15 protein-coding genes are annotated in these 16617 nt (G+C 71.6%); 9 read left to right on the plus strand and 6 right to left on the minus strand.

What is annotated here, in order from left to right; genetic code table 11:
- Window positions 1-32 precede the first annotated feature (32 nt).
- Entirely contained in the window at window positions 33-2942 is a 2910-nt protein-coding gene (locus ABZ016_RS26270) for an ABC transporter substrate-binding protein (protein WP_356919149.1), read from the plus strand.
- Between the two features lie 8 nt (window positions 2943-2950).
- Here ABZ016_RS26270 and msrB read toward each other — a convergent pair whose 3' ends face one another.
- The 4 genes from msrB to ABZ016_RS26290 all read right to left on the minus strand — a co-directional run bounded on the left by msrB (window position 2951) and on the right by ABZ016_RS26290 (window position 6463).
- Window positions 2951-3358, minus strand: a complete 408-nt coding sequence (msrB, locus tag ABZ016_RS26275; RefSeq protein WP_345663769.1) for a peptide-methionine (R)-S-oxide reductase MsrB — start codon at window positions 3356-3358, stop codon at window positions 2951-2953.
- Window positions 3359-3371: 13 nt separating this feature from the next.
- On the minus strand, window positions 3372-4763 hold the full coding sequence (gene murC, locus ABZ016_RS26280) for a UDP-N-acetylmuramate--L-alanine ligase (RefSeq protein WP_356919150.1): 1392 nt from the start codon (window positions 4761-4763) through the stop codon (window positions 3372-3374).
- A gap of 169 nt (window positions 4764-4932) precedes the next feature.
- Window positions 4933-5406: an indole-3-glycerol phosphate synthase gene (locus tag ABZ016_RS26285; protein ID WP_356919151.1), complete on the minus strand. Its 474-nt coding sequence runs from the start codon at window positions 5404-5406 to the stop codon at window positions 4933-4935.
- Between the two features lie 253 nt (window positions 5407-5659).
- Window positions 5660-6463 carry a pyrimidine reductase family protein gene (locus ABZ016_RS26290; protein ID WP_356919152.1) on the minus strand — a complete coding sequence of 268 codons (804 nt, stop codon included), beginning with the start codon at window positions 6461-6463 and terminating at the stop codon, window positions 5660-5662.
- 225 nt (window positions 6464-6688) lie between these two features.
- Here ABZ016_RS26290 and zapE point away from each other — a divergent pair, with 225 nt between their 5' ends.
- From zapE to ABZ016_RS26325, 7 genes are all read left to right on the plus strand, one after another.
- Window positions 6689-7789 (plus strand): cell division protein ZapE, encoded by a 1101-nt coding sequence (zapE, locus tag ABZ016_RS26295; protein WP_356919153.1) that lies wholly within the window; start codon window positions 6689-6691, stop codon window positions 7787-7789.
- A 198-nt stretch (window positions 7790-7987) separates the two neighbouring features.
- Window positions 7988-8416 (plus strand): hypothetical protein, encoded by a 429-nt coding sequence (locus tag ABZ016_RS26300; protein WP_356919154.1) that lies wholly within the window; start codon window positions 7988-7990, stop codon window positions 8414-8416.
- An 80-nt stretch (window positions 8417-8496) separates the two neighbouring features.
- A complete protein-coding gene (locus ABZ016_RS26305) occupies window positions 8497-9078 on the plus strand; it encodes a carbonic anhydrase (RefSeq protein WP_356919155.1) in 582 nt (193 codons plus the stop codon).
- 8 nt (window positions 9079-9086) lie between these two features.
- Entirely contained in the window at window positions 9087-10577 is a 1491-nt protein-coding gene (locus tag ABZ016_RS26310; protein ID WP_356919156.1) for a SulP family inorganic anion transporter, read from the plus strand.
- Between the two features lie 168 nt (window positions 10578-10745).
- The gene (locus ABZ016_RS26315; protein ID WP_356919157.1) at window positions 10746-11612 is read left to right on the plus strand and encodes a slipin family protein; all 867 of its coding nucleotides are present in this window, start codon (window positions 10746-10748) and stop codon (window positions 11610-11612) included.
- Window positions 11613-11702: 90 nt separating this feature from the next.
- Window positions 11703-13085 carry a PhoX family protein gene (locus tag ABZ016_RS26320; RefSeq protein WP_356919158.1) on the plus strand — a complete coding sequence of 461 codons (1383 nt, stop codon included), beginning with the start codon at window positions 11703-11705 and terminating at the stop codon, window positions 13083-13085.
- Between the two features lie 86 nt (window positions 13086-13171).
- Window positions 13172-14059 carry a PPK2 family polyphosphate kinase gene (locus ABZ016_RS26325; protein WP_356919159.1) on the plus strand — a complete coding sequence of 296 codons (888 nt, stop codon included), beginning with the start codon at window positions 13172-13174 and terminating at the stop codon, window positions 14057-14059.
- A 33-nt stretch (window positions 14060-14092) separates the two neighbouring features.
- Here the strand turns inward: ABZ016_RS26325 and ABZ016_RS26330 are convergent, their stop codons facing one another.
- Together ABZ016_RS26330 and ABZ016_RS26335 are read right to left on the minus strand one after the other, a co-directional pair.
- Window positions 14093-14578 carry an SRPBCC domain-containing protein gene (locus ABZ016_RS26330; RefSeq protein WP_356919160.1) on the minus strand — a complete coding sequence of 162 codons (486 nt, stop codon included), beginning with the start codon at window positions 14576-14578 and terminating at the stop codon, window positions 14093-14095.
- Window positions 14575-14955 (minus strand): metalloregulator ArsR/SmtB family transcription factor, encoded by a 381-nt coding sequence (locus tag ABZ016_RS26335; RefSeq protein ID WP_356919161.1) that lies wholly within the window; start codon window positions 14953-14955, stop codon window positions 14575-14577. The genes ABZ016_RS26330 and ABZ016_RS26335 overlap by 4 nt, the downstream gene beginning before the upstream one ends.
- A gap of 85 nt (window positions 14956-15040) precedes the next feature.
- On the opposite strand from ABZ016_RS26335, the gene ABZ016_RS26340 reads away from it, so the two are divergent.
- Window positions 15041-16558, plus strand: coding sequence for an FAD-dependent oxidoreductase (locus ABZ016_RS26340; RefSeq protein ID WP_356919162.1), 1518 nt, complete (start codon window positions 15041-15043; stop codon window positions 16556-16558).
- Window positions 16559-16617: the final 59 nt, after the last annotated feature.

Here is a 16617-nt window from a genome sequence, read left to right on the forward strand (position 1 = left end):
CGTGGTTCACCGACGGTGAACGGGGGTTGCCCATGGTGAACGCCGAACGCACGCCACCGGACTGCCCTGGGGGGCATGACGGCAGACCGGAGAGCAGTGCCGGGGCCCATCTCCAGGACCAGCTCGAGATCCTCATCCAGGACTTCCGCACGAGCGCCGAGCCGCCGATGCCGGTGTTCGTCGTGCACGCGCAGGAGAGCGCGGACGACGACGCCGTGGCCGGTCTTGTCCGTCAGCTGCACGCGGGTCAGGAGGCGCACGGCACGCGCTGCGCGGTGGTGCAGGACGCCTACGAGGGCCCCACCGAGGTGCGCCGGGCCGCCGCCATGGTGCGGGCCCTGAGCGACCCGAAGAAGTGGGGCGGCCCGAAGGCGGTGTACCGGCGCTACGCGTTCCCGCGGCTGCGGCTGGTGCACGCCATCGACGACGCGGTCGCCGCCCTCGGCGACAGCTGGCCGGCCCCCGCCGCGGGCAGTCCCGAGGCCGGGCAGGACCCGCGGCAGCGGCTGCTCAACCAGCTGGCCCAGCAGCGCTGGCGGCCGAGGAACACCGCGCGCTGGCGCTCCGGACTGCCGCTGTTCGACATGGCGCACATCCTCCCGGCGAGCCTCGTGACCGTGCTCGCCGCGCTGCTGGCCCGCAGCGAGTGGTACGTGGCGGTGGGCGCCGGTCTGGTCTTCCTGGTCCTGCTGACCGTCCTCAACTACGCCCTGCCGGGGCGGGCGCCGATCTTCCTGTGGCTGCGCCGGGAGAGCCGCTGGTTCATGACGACGACCTTCCTCAGGGCGGCGGACCAGGAGGAGCCCACCGAAGTCTCGCTGCTGCGGCCGGTGCGGTCCTGGAAGGCGATCGCGGCCCGGGCGTACGACGTGGCGGAAGCGCTGGAGGCGGGTGGCGACTTCCACCTCCAGCTGTGCGTACTGGCGCTGCGGGAGGACCTGCGGGACAACCATCGCCGCTGGAGCTGGGACCTGCGCGGCTTCAAGCGGCCGCGCCCGCCGATGCTGTTCCTCCCGCACGCGGACGACCGCAACGGCGGCATCGAACTGATCCGGGCCGTCAGCGACGTCCGCAGCCGGCGCAGCGAGCTCGACCCGCTGATGGTGGTCGCCGCGGTGCGTTCGCAGGACGTGCCGCGCCTGGAGCGCAGCGTGGTCCGGACGACACCCGAGCCGGACATCGCCCCGCCCAAGTTCGGCGAGCGGCTGCGCACCTGGTACCGGGAGTGGGCGCACAACCTGCGCGCCGAGCAGTCACCCAGCCGGGAGCGGTCCGTCCTGCCCTGGGTGATGCGGATCCCGCTGCCGCACGACCAGCTCGGCCCGGTCGAGGAGCACCGCCGACATCTGCGTGCCTCCGCCCGGCCGACGCTCGCCCGGCTGGTGTGGGCCCTGCACACCCTGGTCCTGGTGATCGTCCTGCTGGCCGTCGGCACCGTGATGCGGGCCGACGCCCTGCACGACCGGTACTGCTCGGCGTCCGTGCTGACGGCCAACCGGGACTCCCGGCGCGAGCGGACGTCCGACGGCGCCACGGAGTGCATCGGCATCGCGACGGACGGCGTCCGCTTCGCCGACTGGCTGCCCGTGCCGGAACCCGGTGAGGAAGTCAGGACGCTGACGGCCGACGAGGAGCCGCCCTGGACGGTGGACGACCTGGAGGACCGGGTCGCCGGACAGAACGCGGACGTCCTCGCCCACCACTCCGGCAAGTACGTCACCGTCGTCTACGCCGGGCCGCTCAGCGCCGATCCGGCGTCCGGCTCCTCGCTGGTGAAGGGCGCCGAGGAACTGGCGGGCGTGTACCTGGCGCAGGCCGTCATCAACGAGAACTCCAGCGTCAAGCTGCGCGTCCTGATCGCCAACGGCGGCGTGGACCTGGGCCACCAGGAGGAGATGGCCGAGCAGATCGCCGCGTACGCCGCCCACGACCCGACCGTCGTGGGGGTCGTGGGAACGGGCCGTGACCTGAAGTCGAGCAGGGCGACGACGCGCACCCTGATGGAGGCAGGCCTGCCCGTCGTCTCCGGCACGAACTCCGCCACCTATCTGCCCCGGGAGTTCGCCAACTGGTTCAGCCTGGCCGCCACGGACGAGTGGCAGACCCGGCAGCTCGGCCTGATCGCCGCCCAGTTGCGCACACCGGGACGGCAGCAGTACGCCCTGGTCCTCGCCCGCGACACGGCGAAGACCGACGACCTGTACACCAGCGAACAGGCGCGCTACGGCCAGCGGATGCTGCGGCGGCACGGCTTCACCCTGCTCGACCAGCGCCGCTACAGCCTCAGCGGCGGCAAGCCCGAACTCCGCTCGCACGCCCAGGAGATCTGCCGGGGCGGCAGGGTCCCGTCGGTGATCTACTTCGCGGGCCGGGTGGAGGACGTCGACCCCCTGATGAACCAGCTGGGCACCGAGCCGGGCTGTGCCGGCAAGCCGCTGGCCATCTTCACCGGCGACGACCTGTCCAAGGCGGACTTCGCCGGCGGCGGTCAGTCCGTCGCACCGAAGGTCACGCTGTACCACGCGGCCCTCGCCGAGCTGCGGACGGCCGCCACCAGGACGGGCTTCTACCTGGACGCGGCCGACCACCTGCCGGGGCTGAAGGACCGCCGCCTGCGCTACGACAGCCCGGCGCTGGCCAGCGGCCAGACCGCCCTGGCGCACGACGCGACCCGTGCCCTGTTCTGGGCGGCCACCCGCGACGACCGGCCGCAGAGCCGCGCCTCGACCTGGGTGAACCTGCGCAACGTCAAGATCGAGGGCATGGCCACCGGCACCATCGACTTCACCCGCGCCCCGCTGTACGGCGACCGCACCGGGCACAGCATCGTCCTCAAGGAGGTCCGCCGCGCCGGTGACGGCACCTCCAGGACCCGCGTGGTGTGCAGCCGCACCGCGGGGGACACGGACCGCCTCACGGAGAAGGAGTGCCGGATCGGCTGAGCGCCGCCTCAGCCCTGCTCGGGCGTCAGCCGCAGCGCGATGGAGTTGATGCAGTACCGCTGGTCCGTGGGCGTCGGGTACCCCTCGCCCTCGAAGACGTGCCCGAGATGCGAGCCGCACCGCGCGCACCGCACCTCGGTCCGCACCATGCCGTGGGACCGGTCCTCGATCAGCTCCACCGCGTCGGTGTCCTTGGGGTCGAAGAAGGACGGCCAGCCGCAGTGGGACTCGAACTTGGTCCCCGAGGTGAACAGGTCCGCGCCGCAGGCACGGCACGAGTAGACGCCCTGGGTCTTGGTGTCGGTGTACTCACCGGTGAAGGCGGGCTCCGTGGCCGCCTGGCGCAGCACCGCGTACTCGCCCGGGCTCAGCTCCGCGCGCCACTGCTCGTCCGGCTTCTCGACGTCGTACGCCATGAGCTTCAGCCCCTCAGTTCGACAGACGGTCCAGGATCCGCGGGCCGAGGTCGGTGACGTCGCCCGCTCCCATGGTGAGAACGAGATCCCCCGGCTTCGCCATTCCCGCGATCACCGAGGGGGCGTCCGCCTTGTCGTGCACCGGCGTCATGTCCGCGCCGGCGGCCCGGGCCGCGTCGATGATCAGCTCGCTGGTCACGCCGGGGATCGGGTCCTCCCGCGCCGGGTAGATGTCCAGCACCACCGAGGCGTCCGCCAGCGCCAGCGCCTGGCCCATCTCCTTGCCCAGCTCCTGGGTCCGCGAGAAGAGGTGCGGCTGGAAGAGGACCAGGATGCGGGAGTCACCCGCCGCGGCGCGCATGGCCTCCAGGTCGGCCGTCATCTCGGTGGGGTGGTGGGCGTAGGAGTCGATCACCTGCACGCCCGCCGCCTCGCCCTTGAGCTGCAGCCGCCGCTTCACACCGGTGTACGCCGCGATCGCCGGGGCCAGCTCCGCGGCGGGGATGCCGAGCGCCACGCCGGCCGCGAGCGCGGCCACCGCGTTGTGCGCGTAGTGCCGGCCGGGGACGGAGACCGTGAAGGTCAGCTCCTCCCCCTCCAGCACCACGGTGACCTCGCTCTTCAGGCCCTGCGGCACGACCGAGAGGATGCGCACGCCGGCGTCCTGCGACTCGCCGTACGTCACCACCCGCACCTCGCGGCCCGCGATCCGGCGCGTGAGCTCCCGCGCGCCCTCGTGGTCGGCGGCGATCACCAGCGTGCCGCCCGGGGTGACGCGGTCCACGAACGTCTCGAACGACTCGTAGATCTCGTCCATCGAGGCGTAGTTGGCGTGGTGGTCGAGCTCGACATTGAGGACGATGGCGACCTCGGGCGCGTACTTGTGGAAGCTGCGGTCCGACTCGTCCGCCTCGGCGACGAAGATCTCGCCCTCGCCGTGCAGCGCGTTGGAGCCGGGCGCGTCCAGGTCGCCGCCGATCGCGTACGAGGGCTTCAGGCCCAGCGCACCCAGCGAGACCGCCAGCATCGAGGTCGTCGTCGTCTTGCCGTGCGTACCGGCGACCGCGATCGGGCGCAGGCCGGCCATCAGCGCGGCGAGGGCGTCGGAGCGGTGCACCACGGGGATGCCCAGCTCGGCCGCGCGGGCCAGCTCGGGGTTGTCCTGCCGGATCGCCGACGACACGACCACGCAGCTGGCGTCGTCCGCCAGGTGCTCGGCGTCGTGCCCGATGTGCACGGTCGCGCCCAGTGCCCGCAGCGCCTCGGCCGTCTCCGACTCCTTGGCGTCGCTGCCCGCCACGACGGCCCCGCGCTGCGCGAGGATCTTCGCGATCCCCGACATCCCTGCCCCACCGATACCGATGAAGTGCGGTCGGTCCATGGCTGGGGGAAGGCCGGGTGCCATGCGGGTCTCCAAGTTCGGGGTGCGAGGGTGAGCAGCCCCAGCCTATTTCAGGAGGGGGCAGGACTGTGCCAACCCCTCAGGGGCGCGGGACGGTATCGATGTGCGGCTCCGCCGCGTGGGCGCGACCAGCCACACGCCACCCGCACCCGAAGGACGTCGGAAAGCACCCCTACGCCTTGCTGTGCGAGAACAGCTTCAGCACCGGCACCCCCACCTTGTGGCGGGCCCGGGAGGCCCAGTCCCGGTGGAAGAACTCCTCCACGTAGTGGGGATCGGTCAGCACGATGACCTCGTCGGCCCCGACCTCCTGCACCAGGGACTTCAGCGCGTCCAGCGGATGGTCTTCGATCAACCGCCCCTGGGCAGCGCTCCCGGACGCCCGCAGTGCCGCGAGAGAGACCTCCAGGGCGCGCTGCCCCACGCTCAGCGCCTCCTGCCCCTCCGGGGTCTCCCCCTCCCGCACGGCCTCGTCGAGCTCGCCGAGCGCCACGTCGTCGATGGCCCGCAGCAGCCGGTCCGCCTGCTCGCCGCGCGGCTGGAGCAGCACCTGGAAGGAGACATCCTCCTCGCCGTGCAAGGTGGTGACGAACTCCACGTCGGCGGACGTCAGCGCCTTCTCGATCATCAATACGCTTGTGAACACCAGGCGCCCCTTCTCCTCCGGGGGCCTGCGGCCCCACTCCAGCGTGGGCCGTGCCGGGCCCTGCAAAAACCATCCTGCCGCGCGTTCGCACGGGTAGTGCCGGATCCAGTGTGCCCCCCGGAAACCAAACGGAACGGCATATTCCGTCGATGAACGGACGGGCGGCGACCATCGTCCCCGTTTCCGGACGTACCGGCCGGCCGGACATCCCGGCCGCCGGCACCTTGTACCCCGCGCCCGGCGGTTCAGTACCTCAGGACCGTCCGTACCTGGTGAACAGGAAGCCGTCCTCCTCCAGCATCGACACCAGCCGGAAGCGGTGCGGCACCGGGACGGCGGGCCCCCCGGCGATGCGCTGCGCGTCGCCCGCGGTGAGCATGGGGGAGACGGTCAGGCAGAGCTCGTCGAGCACACCGGCCGACACCAGCTGCCCCAGCAGCCGGGGGCCGCCCTCGGTCAGCAGCCGGGTGTGGCCGAGACCGGCGAGGGCCCGGACGGCACGGGCCGGATCCACGCCGATGCCGTCCCCGGCGGTCAGCACCCGCGCGCCCGCCTTCTCGGCGGCGGCGACGCGGTCCGGGGCGGCCGAGGCTCCCGTGAGGATCAGGGTGGGCACCAGGGGCGAGGTGAACAGCGGGAGCGAGAAGTCCAGGTCGAGACTGGCGGTGACCACCGCGATCGCGGGCGCGGGGGCCTGCCCGGCCGCCTCGCGCCGCGCGGCGAAGTCGTCCCGCGCGCGAGCCGGACGGTACCCCTCCTGGCGCACGGTCTGCGCGCCGACGACCACGACGTCCGCCAGCGCCCGCAGCGTGCCGAAGATCCGCATGTCGGAAGCGCTGGAGATGGGCTGCGACCGGCCGTCGTGCTGGGCGGCTCCGTCCAGCGTGGCCACCATGTTGGCGCGCAGCCACGGCACCGGCCCCCCGGGCCCCGGCTCGGGATACGCGTACGCGTCGGCCAGCTCCTCGAGCCCCCACTCCCGCCCGGCACCCCCCAGGGCCCCCTCACCGGGGTCCGGAGCTGCTGTTTCATCGATCACAGGGAACAGACGTCGCATGCCGTGCAGTCTTCCACGCGCCTGCGGGCCTGTCCGGCGGACCAAGCCGTGGGTCGCGGGGCCTGGCACGCCCATCTGCGGCGTTGTCGTCACTCGCCGACGCTCCGCGTCGACTCCCTCCTCCGCCTTGCAGCTGGACGCACCAGACCCCACTCCCGGGCGTTACCAGGTCAGCGTGGATCCGGCACGGCTTGGTCCGCCGAACAGGCCCTAGCATGGTGAACCGTGTCCTCCTCCCCCGCCCCCTCCGGTACCGGCCCGATAACCGACGCGGCCCCCCTCTCCCTGTGCGCGCGTGAGCCGCGCGTTCCCGCGGACCGGCTGGTCGCCGAGATGGTGCCGCCGCCGCGGTTCGACTCGGTGCGCTTCAGCACGTACATCCCGGATCCGAACCAGCCCAGCCAGACCGAGGCGGTCCAGGTGCTGGAGAGCTTCGCGGCCGGCCTCGGCCACGGAACGGGCGGTTCCGGCAAGCGGCGGCTGTTCGGATTCGGCAAGGCGCCGAAGAAGGCCCCGGCCGGCCCGCGCGGCGTCTACCTCGACGGCGGCTACGGCGTCGGCAAGACCCACCTGCTGGCCTCCCTGTGGCACGCCACCCCGGCCGAGCCCGAGCTCAAGGCCTTCGGCACCTTCGTGGAGCTGACCAACCTGGTCGGCGCCCTCGGGTTCCAGAAGACCGTCCAGACCCTGTCCGGCCACCGGCTGCTGTGCATCGACGAGTTCGAGCTCGACGACCCCGGCGACACCGTCCTGGTCTCCACCCTGCTCGGCAAGCTCGTCGACGCGGGCGTCGCACTGGCCGCCACCTCCAACACGCTGCCCGGCAAGCTCGGTGAGGGCCGGTTCGCCGCGGCCGACTTCCTGCGCGAGATCCAGGGCCTGTCGGCCCACTTCCGCCCGCTGCGCATCGACGGCGAGGACTACCGCCACCGCGGCCTGCCCGAGGCACCCCCGCCGTACTCCGACGAACAAGTGACCAAGGCGGCCCACGCCACCGAGGGCGCCTCCCTCGACTCGTTCTCGTCCCTCCTGGACCACCTCGCCCGCGTCCACCCCAGCCGTTACGGCGCACTGACCGACGGAATCGAGGCGGTGTGCCTCACCGGGGTGCGGCCCGTTCCCGACCAGTCGACGGCGCTCCGGCTCGTCGTCCTCGCGGACCGGCTCTACGACCGCGAGGTGCCCGTGATGGCCTCGGGCCTGCCCTTCGACCAGCTGTTCAGCGAGGAGATGCTGAACGGCGGCTACCGCAAGAAGTACTTCCGGGCCATCTCGCGGCTCACCGCGCTGGCCCGCGACGCGGGACGACTCGCGAACCCTCGGTAACCCCACACCCGATATCGCATCAACTGCCGTGTGACAAGGGCTTTTTCAGGACGGCCCACCCATAAGTTTCAGGCTCTCTTCAGCTTGCAACGTTAAGTTAACCCTGCAAACGACTTTGCAGGGTTAACGTGTTTCTTGACCAGTCGTTGACCAAGCGTTGGTCAACGCTAGACGCGCAAGTCACCTGAAGGGGGGCGCATGTACCGAGGTAAGACGGCACGGACCGTGATGTCGATCCTCGCCGGCGTGCTGCTCGCCCTTCAGTTCTTCGCACCCACCGCGTCCTTCGCATCCGCGCACACACCCCGTAAAGCCGAGGCCAAGGCTCAGCACGGAACTGAACCCGCCGGCACCTACTCGCGCCCCGGAATCAAGGCCTCCGGGAAAGCTCTGCGCGATGAGACGGCCGCCTGCCGCGACGGACACCACGGGGGCCCGACCGGCCCCCTGCGGACCCGCGACCGGTTCCACAGCACGGATCAAGCGCCCCCGGCGCCCGAGCGGACCCCGCTGCGGCACATCCCGCCGACAGCGCCGGAACGGTCCACACCCGGCGACGCGCACCAACGCACGTCGAGATCCTCGGCGTCGCACACACCGGCAGCGCTGCAGGTCTTCCGCTGCTGAGCAGCAGAGCAGTTCGACCCCCACCTCTGTCATGCCCGTCCGACGCGCCCCCACGCGCGCCAGGAGGAGTCACCACACTCATGCAGCCCCTCATCGACAACGCCCGCATGTTCGGACAGCGCCCTGAGGAGTTCGCCCGCCTCGCCGAGGGCCAGTCCCCCGACGTCCTGTTCATCACCTGCTCCGACTCCAGGGTCGTACCGGCCCTGATCACGGGCGCCCGGCCCGGCGAGCTCTTCGAGCTGCGCACCGCGGGCAACGTCGTCCCCCCGTACGCCTTCGGGCACCCCACCTCCGAAGCGGCGACCATCGAGTACGCCGTGGAAGTGCTGGGCGTCAAGGAGATCGTGGTCTGCGGCCACTCGCACTGCGGCGCCGTCGGCGCGGTGGTACGGCACGACGACCTCACACCCGTCCCCGCCGTGCGGGACTGGCTCGCGCACGCCTGCGACGAGCCCAAGTGCGCGGACCCGACCGACAAGACGGTCACGGAAGCCGTGCAGAACCACGTCCTGACCCAGGTGGAGCGGCTGCGCTCCTACCCGTGCGTGGAGAGCCGTCTGACGGACGGCCGGCTCCGGCTGCACGCCTGGTTCTACGAGGTCCACACCGGAAGCGTGCGGGAACACCGCGCGGACACCGGTTCCTTCGAGAAGCTGTGAGGGGCACCATGACCAAGTTCCCCTATCTGAGGCAGGACTTCCTCGCCTCGATCGTCGTCTTCCTGGTGGCGGTGCCGCTGTGCGTCGGTGTGGCGGTCGCCTCCGGCGTTCCCGCGGAGCTGGGCCTTATCACCGGCATCGTGGGCGGGCTCGTCACCGGGCTGATGCGCGGCAGCAGCCTCCAGGTGTCCGGGCCCGCCGCCGGCCTCACCGTGCTGGTCTTCGAGGCCGTCAGCGAGTTCGGCGTGGCCACGCTCGGCGTGATCGTGCTGCTCGCCGGGGTGCTCCAGCTCGCCATGGGCTTCCTCGGGATAGGCCGCTGGTTCCGCGCGATATCCGTCTCCGTCGTCGAGGGCATGCTCTGCGGCATCGGACTGGTGATCATCGCCGGCCAGATCTACGCGGCGGCGGGCCTGAAGGCCCCGGAGTCCGGACTCGGCAAGATCGCGGGCCTGCCCGGGGCGTTCGCGGACGCGCTCGGCAGCCCCACCGCCCTGGCCTCCCTCGCGATCGGCGCGGGCACCATCGCCGTCATCGTGCTGTGGAAGAAGCTGCCGAAGGCGGTCCAGGCCGTGCCCGGCGCCCTCGCGGCAGTCGTCCTGGCCACGGTCGCCACGCTCGCCCTCAGCCTGCCCGTCGCCACCGTTCAGGTCGAGGGTCTGCTCGGCGTCATCCAGCCGCCCGGGGCCGAGGCCTTCGGCGAGCTGGCGAGCCCGGCCATCTGGGGCACCATCATCGCCTTCGCGCTGATCGCCTCCGCGGAGAGCCTGTTCAGCGCGGCGGCCGTGGACCGGCTGCACGACGGTCCGCGCACCGAGTACAACAAGGAAATGATCGCCCAGGGCGCGGGCAACACCCTGTGCGGTCTGCTCGGCGCGCTGCCGATGACCGCGGTCATCGTGCGCAGCTCCGCCAACGTCAACGCGGGCGCCAAGACCAAGGCGTCCCGGGTGCTGCACGGCGTGTGGCTGCTGCTGTTCGCCGCCGCGATGCCGTGGGCCCTGGCCCTGATCCCGGTTCCCGCCCTGGCCGGCATCCTGGTGCACGCCGGCTGGAAGCTGATCCCGTTCCGCCAGATCGGCGCTCTGTGGCGGGCTCACAAGGGTGAGGCGCTGATCCTCGTCGCCACCGCCGTGTCGATCGTCGTGGTGAACATGTTCGAGGGCGTGCTGATCGGTCTGGCCCTGTCGGTCGTCAAGACCGCCTGGGAGGCCTCGCACGTCAAGCTGGAGACCATCGACAAGGGCGCCGGCCCCATCCAGGTGTACCTGTCCGGCAACGCCACGTTCCTGCGGCTGCCGAAGATCCTGGACAGCCTGGAGAACCTGCCGCAGGACCGCCCGGTCGAGCTGGACCTGAAGGGTCTGCACCACCTCGACCACGCCTGCCGCACGGCCCTGGAGAACTGGGCCGAGCGCCACAGCGCGACGGGCACCGAGCCGGTGAAGGTCACGGAGCCCGAGGCGTCGGAGGAGGCCGAGAAGGTCACGGCCTCCTAGCGGCCGGCCGGAACACGGCCACGGGCCCGGGGTGCGCGGAACACGCGCGCCCCGGGCTTTCCCCTGTCCCGGGAGCCTTCCCGGGACCGAAGGCATGGCCTCGCCCCCGATTCCGGGCATATCGTTGCAGGAACAGACGAAACGGGACCTCTGAACGGGGAGGTCGTCATGCTCGAAGAGGTGGTCGCGGCGGTACTGGCCGCCGGAGCCGCAGGCCTGGTCTATCTGGGCGCGGCGGCACGAGTCGTCAAGCAGTACGAGCGCGGGGTCGTCTTCCGGCTCGGCCGGCTGCGCGGTGACGCCCGCCGACCCGGATTCACCATGATCGTCCCCGGGGTCGACCGGTTGCGCAAGGTCAACATGCAGATCGTCACGATGCCGGTGCCCGCCCAGGAGGGCATCACCCGCGACAACGTGACCGTGCGGGTGGACGCGGTCGTGTACTTCAAGGTCGTGGACCCCGGCGCCGCGGTGATCAACGTCGAGGACTACCGCTTCGCCGTCTCCCAGATGGCGCAGACCTCGCTGCGTTCGATCATCGGAAAGAGCGAGCTGGACGACCTCCTGTCCAACCGGGAGAAGCTCAATCAGGGCCTGGAGCTGATGATCGACAGCCCGGCCGTGGAGTGGGGCGTGACCATCGACCGCGTCGAGATCAAGGACGTGTCCCTGCCCGACACGATGAAGCGTTCGATGGCCCGTCAGGCCGAGGCCGATCGCGAGCGGCGGGCCCGTCTGATCAACGCCGACGCCGAGTACCAGGCCTCGAAGAAACTGGCCCAGGCCGCCCACCAGATGGCGGACACACCTTCGGCGCTCCAGCTCCGGCTGCTGCAGACCGTGATGGCCGTGGCGGCGGAGAAGAACTCCACGCTGGTGCTGCCCATCCCGGTGGAGCTCCTGCGGTTCCTGGAACGAGGCCGCGAGGAGGACCGGCAGCCGCCGGCGGAGGACACCACGGCCGACACGACGGACGCCCCGGTCGACAAGACGGAGCGGGCCATGGAGGAGCTGCGGCGCGCGGTCGAGCAGTGACGCGCGCTACGCGCGTGGTTCCCGGGACCCGCACCAGGTGATAGACACAGCGGGATCACTGTTCCTGTCCGCCAGCAGGAAGGTTTCCCCATGACCAAAACCGGTCGTATCGCCACACGACGTCAGGTGCTCGCCGGGACGGGCGCCGTGGGCGTCGGGATCGCGTTCTCCGGCGCCCTGTCAGAACTCTTCGCCGGCACGGCCGCCGCGCAGCCCCTCGGCCACGACGGCTACGGCCCGCTCGTCCCCGACCCGAAGGGCCTGCTCGATCTGCCGAAGGGCTTCCGCTACCGGGTCCTCTCCCGGCAGGGCGACGAGCTCCGGTCGGGTGAGGGCAAGGTGCCCTCCAACCACGACGGCATGTCGGCCTTCGGCGGCCGGGACGGCCGTGTCCACCTGGTCCGCAACCACGAGAACCGCGCCGACGGCAAGATCCCGGTCCCGACGGTCGAGGGCCTCACCTATGACCCGGCCGGCAAGGGCGGCTGTACGGCGCTGACGCTGGACTCCCACAACCGCGTGCTGTCCGAACGCGTCGCGATCGCCGGCACGGCCGTGAACTGCGCGGGCGGGCCCACCCCCTGGGGCACCTGGCTGACCTGCGAGGAGACCGAGGACAAGGCCGGCACCAACGGCTACACCAAGGACCACGGCTTCATCTTCGAGGTCGACCCGGTCGACCCGCACCGCACCGGAGCCGTCCCGCTGACCGCGATGGGCCGCTTCCAGCACGAGGCGATCGCCGTCGACCCCCGGCGGGGGGTGGTGTACGAGACGGAGGACGCCTTCGAGAAGCCGTTCGGTCTCTTCTACCGCTTCCTGCCGGAGAGGCCGCTGGGCGGCAGGGGTTCGCTGCGCGCGGGCGGCCGGCTCCAGGCCATGCGGGTGCCGGGGGTGCCGGACCTGTCGACGATCCAGGACATCGGCGCCGAGTTCGACCGCATCGAGTGGGTGGATGTTCCGGACCCGCTGGCCACGCAGACGCCCATCCGGTTCCAGGACTTCGGCCGCGGGGGCATCACACACGCGCAGAAGCTGGAGGGCTGCTACTGGGGTGGCCGGTCGGTGTACTTCGTGTCGTCCTTCGCGCACCGGTCGGCCGGTTCGGCGGCCGACCACTACGGGCAGGTCTGGCGCTACGACCCGGACCGCCGCACGCTGACCCTGGTGATCGTGTTCGGCCCGGACACCGACCTCCAGCTTCCGGGCGAGTCGCCGGACAACATCTGCCTGGCGCCCAGCGGCGGCCTGATGGTCTGCGAGGACGGCGAGGGCGCCCAGCACGTCTTCGGGGTGACCCGGCGCGGCGAGGTGTACGCGATGGCCCGGGGGCGTCAGAACATCGGCTCCCCGGAGCAGCCCGAATGGGGCGAGTTCGCCGGGGTGACCTTCTCCCCGGACGGCGACACGATGTACGTCAACTGCTACAACCCCGGCACCACGTTCGCGGTGACGGGCCCCTGGCGCCGGTAGCCCGCGGCCCGCTTCCGTCCGGGGCGGCGGGTGCGGAACCCGGCGCCCCGGCGGACGATCGAGGCACGAGGACCGGAAGGGGGCCCGTGGCGAAGAAGGACGGGAAGGACAGGAAGCACGGGGGTGAACGCACACCCTCGCTGCGCGAGCGACTGCGGCTGCCCGCCGGCGAGCCGGTCGACCTGTCCCGCCACGACTCCGGTGCCACCCCCGGCGGCCCGGGCACCAAGACGGCGGGCAAGGCCGCCACCGCCCGGGTCGGCGAGCACCTCGCCGACCTGCAGGAGCGGTTGTGGGCGGCGAGCACCGCGGGCGACCGGCGCCGGGTGCTGCTGGTCCTGCAAGGCATGGACACCAGTGGCAAGGGCGGTACGGTCAAGCACGTCATCGGCCTGCTCAATCCGTCCGGCTGCCGGATCACGGCGTTCAAGGCCCCCACCTCCGAGGAACGCGCCCACCCCTTCCTGTGGCGGGTGGAGAGGGCGCTCCCGCTCCCCGGCGAACTGGGCATCTTCGACCGCTCGCACTACGAGGACGTCCTGATCGCCCGCGTCCGCGACCTCGCGCCGCGCGCCGTGATCGACAGCCGCTACGAACGGATCAACGCCTTCGAGCGGTCCCTCACCGACGACGGGGTCACCGTCGTCAAGTGCTTCCTGCACATCTCCTACGACGAGCAGCGGCGCCGGCTGCTCCGGCGCCTCGACAAACCCGAGAAGCGCTGGAAGTTCGCCGCGTCCGACATCGACGACCGGACGCTGTGGCCCGCGTACCGCAAGGCCTACGAGACGGCCCTGGAGCGCTGCGGGACCTCGTACGCGCCCTGGTACCTGGTTCCGGCCGACCACAAGTGGTACCGCAACTGGGCGGTCAGCACCCTGCTCCTGGAGCACTTGCGGGAACTGGACCCGCGGTATCCGGAGGCGGACTTCGACGTGGCCGAGTGCCGCGAGCGGCTGCTGCGGCAGCCCTGAGGCGGCCGGGCCGGGCCGGACCAGGACCGCCGGTCAGGCGGCGAGCAGGTCGTCGATCTGGCCGACGGCCTGCTTGAGGCCCTCCTCCATGCCCATGGCGGCCAGCTGCTCCATCTGCTCACGCGAGTCGAAGAGGGAGCGCATCTCCATGCGGGTGCCGCCGTCGCGGTCGGTGAGGCGTACCCGCACGGACATGGTCGGCATGTCGTCCTTGGGTTTGCCCTCGTCGTCGGCGAAGCCGTCGGTGAACTCCAGGGACGTCGGCGGGGTGACCGAGGAGATCCGCCACCAGCCGCGGTGCCGGTCGCCCTCCGGTCCGGTCATGAAGTAGGTGACCTCGCCGCCGGGGGTCAGATCGTGCTCCTCCACGGTCGCCGGGTAGCTCGGCGGGCCCCACCAGCGCTCCAGCTGCCGGGGGTCGGACCACAGCCGCCACACCCGCTCGACGGGGGCGGTGAAGTCGGCGATCAGGGTGAGGGTGAGGTTGTCGAGGTCCTTGTCGACACTGGTGACGCTCATCGCTCGGGTCCTTCCGTGGTGTCGTTCTCGGTCTCTTCGGTTTGCGGGTCCTCCGCGAGCAGCCGGGCCATCCGGTCCACGCGCCCGCGCCATGCCGACTCGAGCTCGTCGAGGGCCTGGCGTGCGCGGCCCACCGCGTCGGGATCGGTGCGCACGAGCTGCTCCCGTCCGCTGCGCTGCTTGGCGACGAGACCGGCCCGTTCCAGCACCGCGACGTGCTTCTGCACCGCGGCGAAGCTCATCGGGTAGGCCTCCGCCAGCCGTGACACCGACAGCTCCCCGCGCACACAGCGGCGCAGTATGTCCCGGCGCGTGGTGTCGGCCAGGGCGTGGAACAGCCGGTCCACCGTCTCGTCGCTCAGCTCATCTACAACCATTTGGTTGTACGTTAGCCCTGCCGGCCCCTTCTGTAAAGCCGAACGGCGGACACTGAAGCGGACGGGCAGGGGTACCCGGTGGCCCATGAGCGAGAAGCAGCAGGTCAGCAGCTCGTACTGGCTCGACACGGCACCGGACGGCCACCACCCGGCCCTGACGGAGGACCTGGACGTCGACGTGGCGGTGATCGGAGCCGGGATCGCCGGACTGAGCACGGCGTGGGAACTGGCCCGGGCCGGACGGAGCGTGGCGGTGCTGGAGGCCGGGCGGGTCGCGGCCGGAGTCACCGGGCACACCACCGCCAAGGTCACCGCCCTGCACTCGCTCGTCTACGACAAGCTGCGGCGCACCCGCGGCCCCGAGGGCGCCCGGTTGTACGCGCGCTCCCAGTCCGAGGCGCTCGACCACGCGGCGGCGATCGTCGATGAGCTGGGCATCGACTGCGAGTGGGAGACCCGGAGCGCCTACACGTACGCCTGTGACGCGGGCCGGGTGGAGGAATTGCGCGCCGAGGCACGGGCGGCCGCCGAAGCCGGGCTGCCGGCCTCGTTCGTGACGGAGACCGGGCTGCCCTTCCCGGTGGCGGGCGCGGTCCGGGTCACCGGGCAGGCGCAGTTCCACCCCCGCAAGTACCTGCTGGCCCTCGCCGCCGACCTGGTGGACCACGGCGGACAGATCTACGAGGACACCACCGTCCTCGGCATGGACGAGGGTGAGCCGTGCCGGCTGTCGACCACGACCGGGGCGACGGTCCGGGCCCGTGACGTCGTCGTCGCGACGCACTACCCGATCTTCGACCGGGCCATGCTGTTCGCCCGGCTGTCCCCGCGCCGTGAGCTGGTGGTCGCCGGGACGATCCCGGCGGAGCAGGACCCGGACGGCATGTTCATCACGCCCGACGAAGGCACCCGCTCGGTGCGCACCGCACCCCATGAGGGCGACCGGCGGCTGCTCGTGGTCACCGGCGAGCACTTCACGCCCGGCACCGGCGACCCGCGAGTCAGTTTCGAACGCCTCACCGCCTGGGCCCTCGACCACTTCCCGGACCTGGAGGTCACCCACCGCTGGGCCACGCAGGACAACGACCCGACGGACACCGTGCCGATGGTCGGCCCGTTGCACCCGGGCGCCCGGCACGCCTACGTGGCCACCGGTTTCGCCGGCTGGGGCATGACCGGCGGCATCATGGCGGGTCGTCTGCTCACCGCGCAGATCACGGGCGAGGAGTGCGCGTGGAGCGGGCTGTACGACCCGCGCCGGGTGCGTCCCGCCGTGCGTGAGGCGCCGTCGTTCCTCAAGACGCAGGCCAAGGTCGCCGGCCACTTCGTGGGCGACCGGCTGCGGCCGTCGCCGCCGGTGGAGTCCCTGCCGCCCGGCGAGGGCGCCGTGGTCCGTGCCGACGGGCACCGCCTCGCGGTCTACCGGGACGACGACGGAACTCTGCACGCCGTCTCCGCCCGGTGCACCCATCTGGGCTGCCTGGTCTCCTTCAACGGCGCCGAACGCGCCTGGGAGTGCCCCTGCCACGGTTCCCGCTTCGACACGGACGGCAAGGTGATCCAGGGGCCGGCGACCAAGCCACTGGAGCAGCGGGACATCTGACGGCCGGGTGACACCGGCACGTGGCACGCATAAGGGCATGATCCCGCTCATATCTTCAT

Origin of the sequence: Streptomyces sp. NPDC006372 (assembly GCF_040612515.1) — a bacterium.
Classification (GTDB): domain Bacteria; phylum Actinomycetota; class Actinomycetes; order Streptomycetales; family Streptomycetaceae; genus Streptomyces.

Bases quoted from the DNA above. Each gene is read 5' to 3' on its own strand.
- ABZ016_RS26270 (WP_356919149.1), top strand. From the start codon at position 33: ATGGTGAACGCCGAACGCACGCCACCGGACTGCCCTGGGGGGCATGAC.
- msrB (WP_345663769.1), bottom strand. From the start codon at position 3,358: ATGGCGTACGACGTCGAGAAGCCGGACGAGCAGTGGCGCGCGGAGCTG.
- murC (WP_356919150.1), bottom strand. From the start codon at position 4,763: ATGGCACCCGGCCTTCCCCCAGCCATGGACCGACCGCACTTCATCGGT.
- ABZ016_RS26290 (WP_356919152.1), bottom strand. From the start codon at position 6,463: ATGCGACGTCTGTTCCCTGTGATCGATGAAACAGCAGCTCCGGACCCC.
- ABZ016_RS26300 (WP_356919154.1), top strand. From the start codon at position 7,988: ATGTACCGAGGTAAGACGGCACGGACCGTGATGTCGATCCTCGCCGGC.
- ABZ016_RS26305 (WP_356919155.1), top strand. From the start codon at position 8,497: ATGCAGCCCCTCATCGACAACGCCCGCATGTTCGGACAGCGCCCTGAG.
- ABZ016_RS26310 (WP_356919156.1), top strand. From the start codon at position 9,087: ATGACCAAGTTCCCCTATCTGAGGCAGGACTTCCTCGCCTCGATCGTC.
- ABZ016_RS26315 (WP_356919157.1), top strand. From the start codon at position 10,746: ATGCTCGAAGAGGTGGTCGCGGCGGTACTGGCCGCCGGAGCCGCAGGC.
- ABZ016_RS26320 (WP_356919158.1), top strand. From the start codon at position 11,703: ATGACCAAAACCGGTCGTATCGCCACACGACGTCAGGTGCTCGCCGGG.
- ABZ016_RS26330 (WP_356919160.1), bottom strand. From the start codon at position 14,578: ATGAGCGTCACCAGTGTCGACAAGGACCTCGACAACCTCACCCTCACC.
- ABZ016_RS26335 (WP_356919161.1), bottom strand. From the start codon at position 14,955: ATGGTTGTAGATGAGCTGAGCGACGAGACGGTGGACCGGCTGTTCCAC.
- ABZ016_RS26340 (WP_356919162.1), top strand. From the start codon at position 15,041: ATGAGCGAGAAGCAGCAGGTCAGCAGCTCGTACTGGCTCGACACGGCA.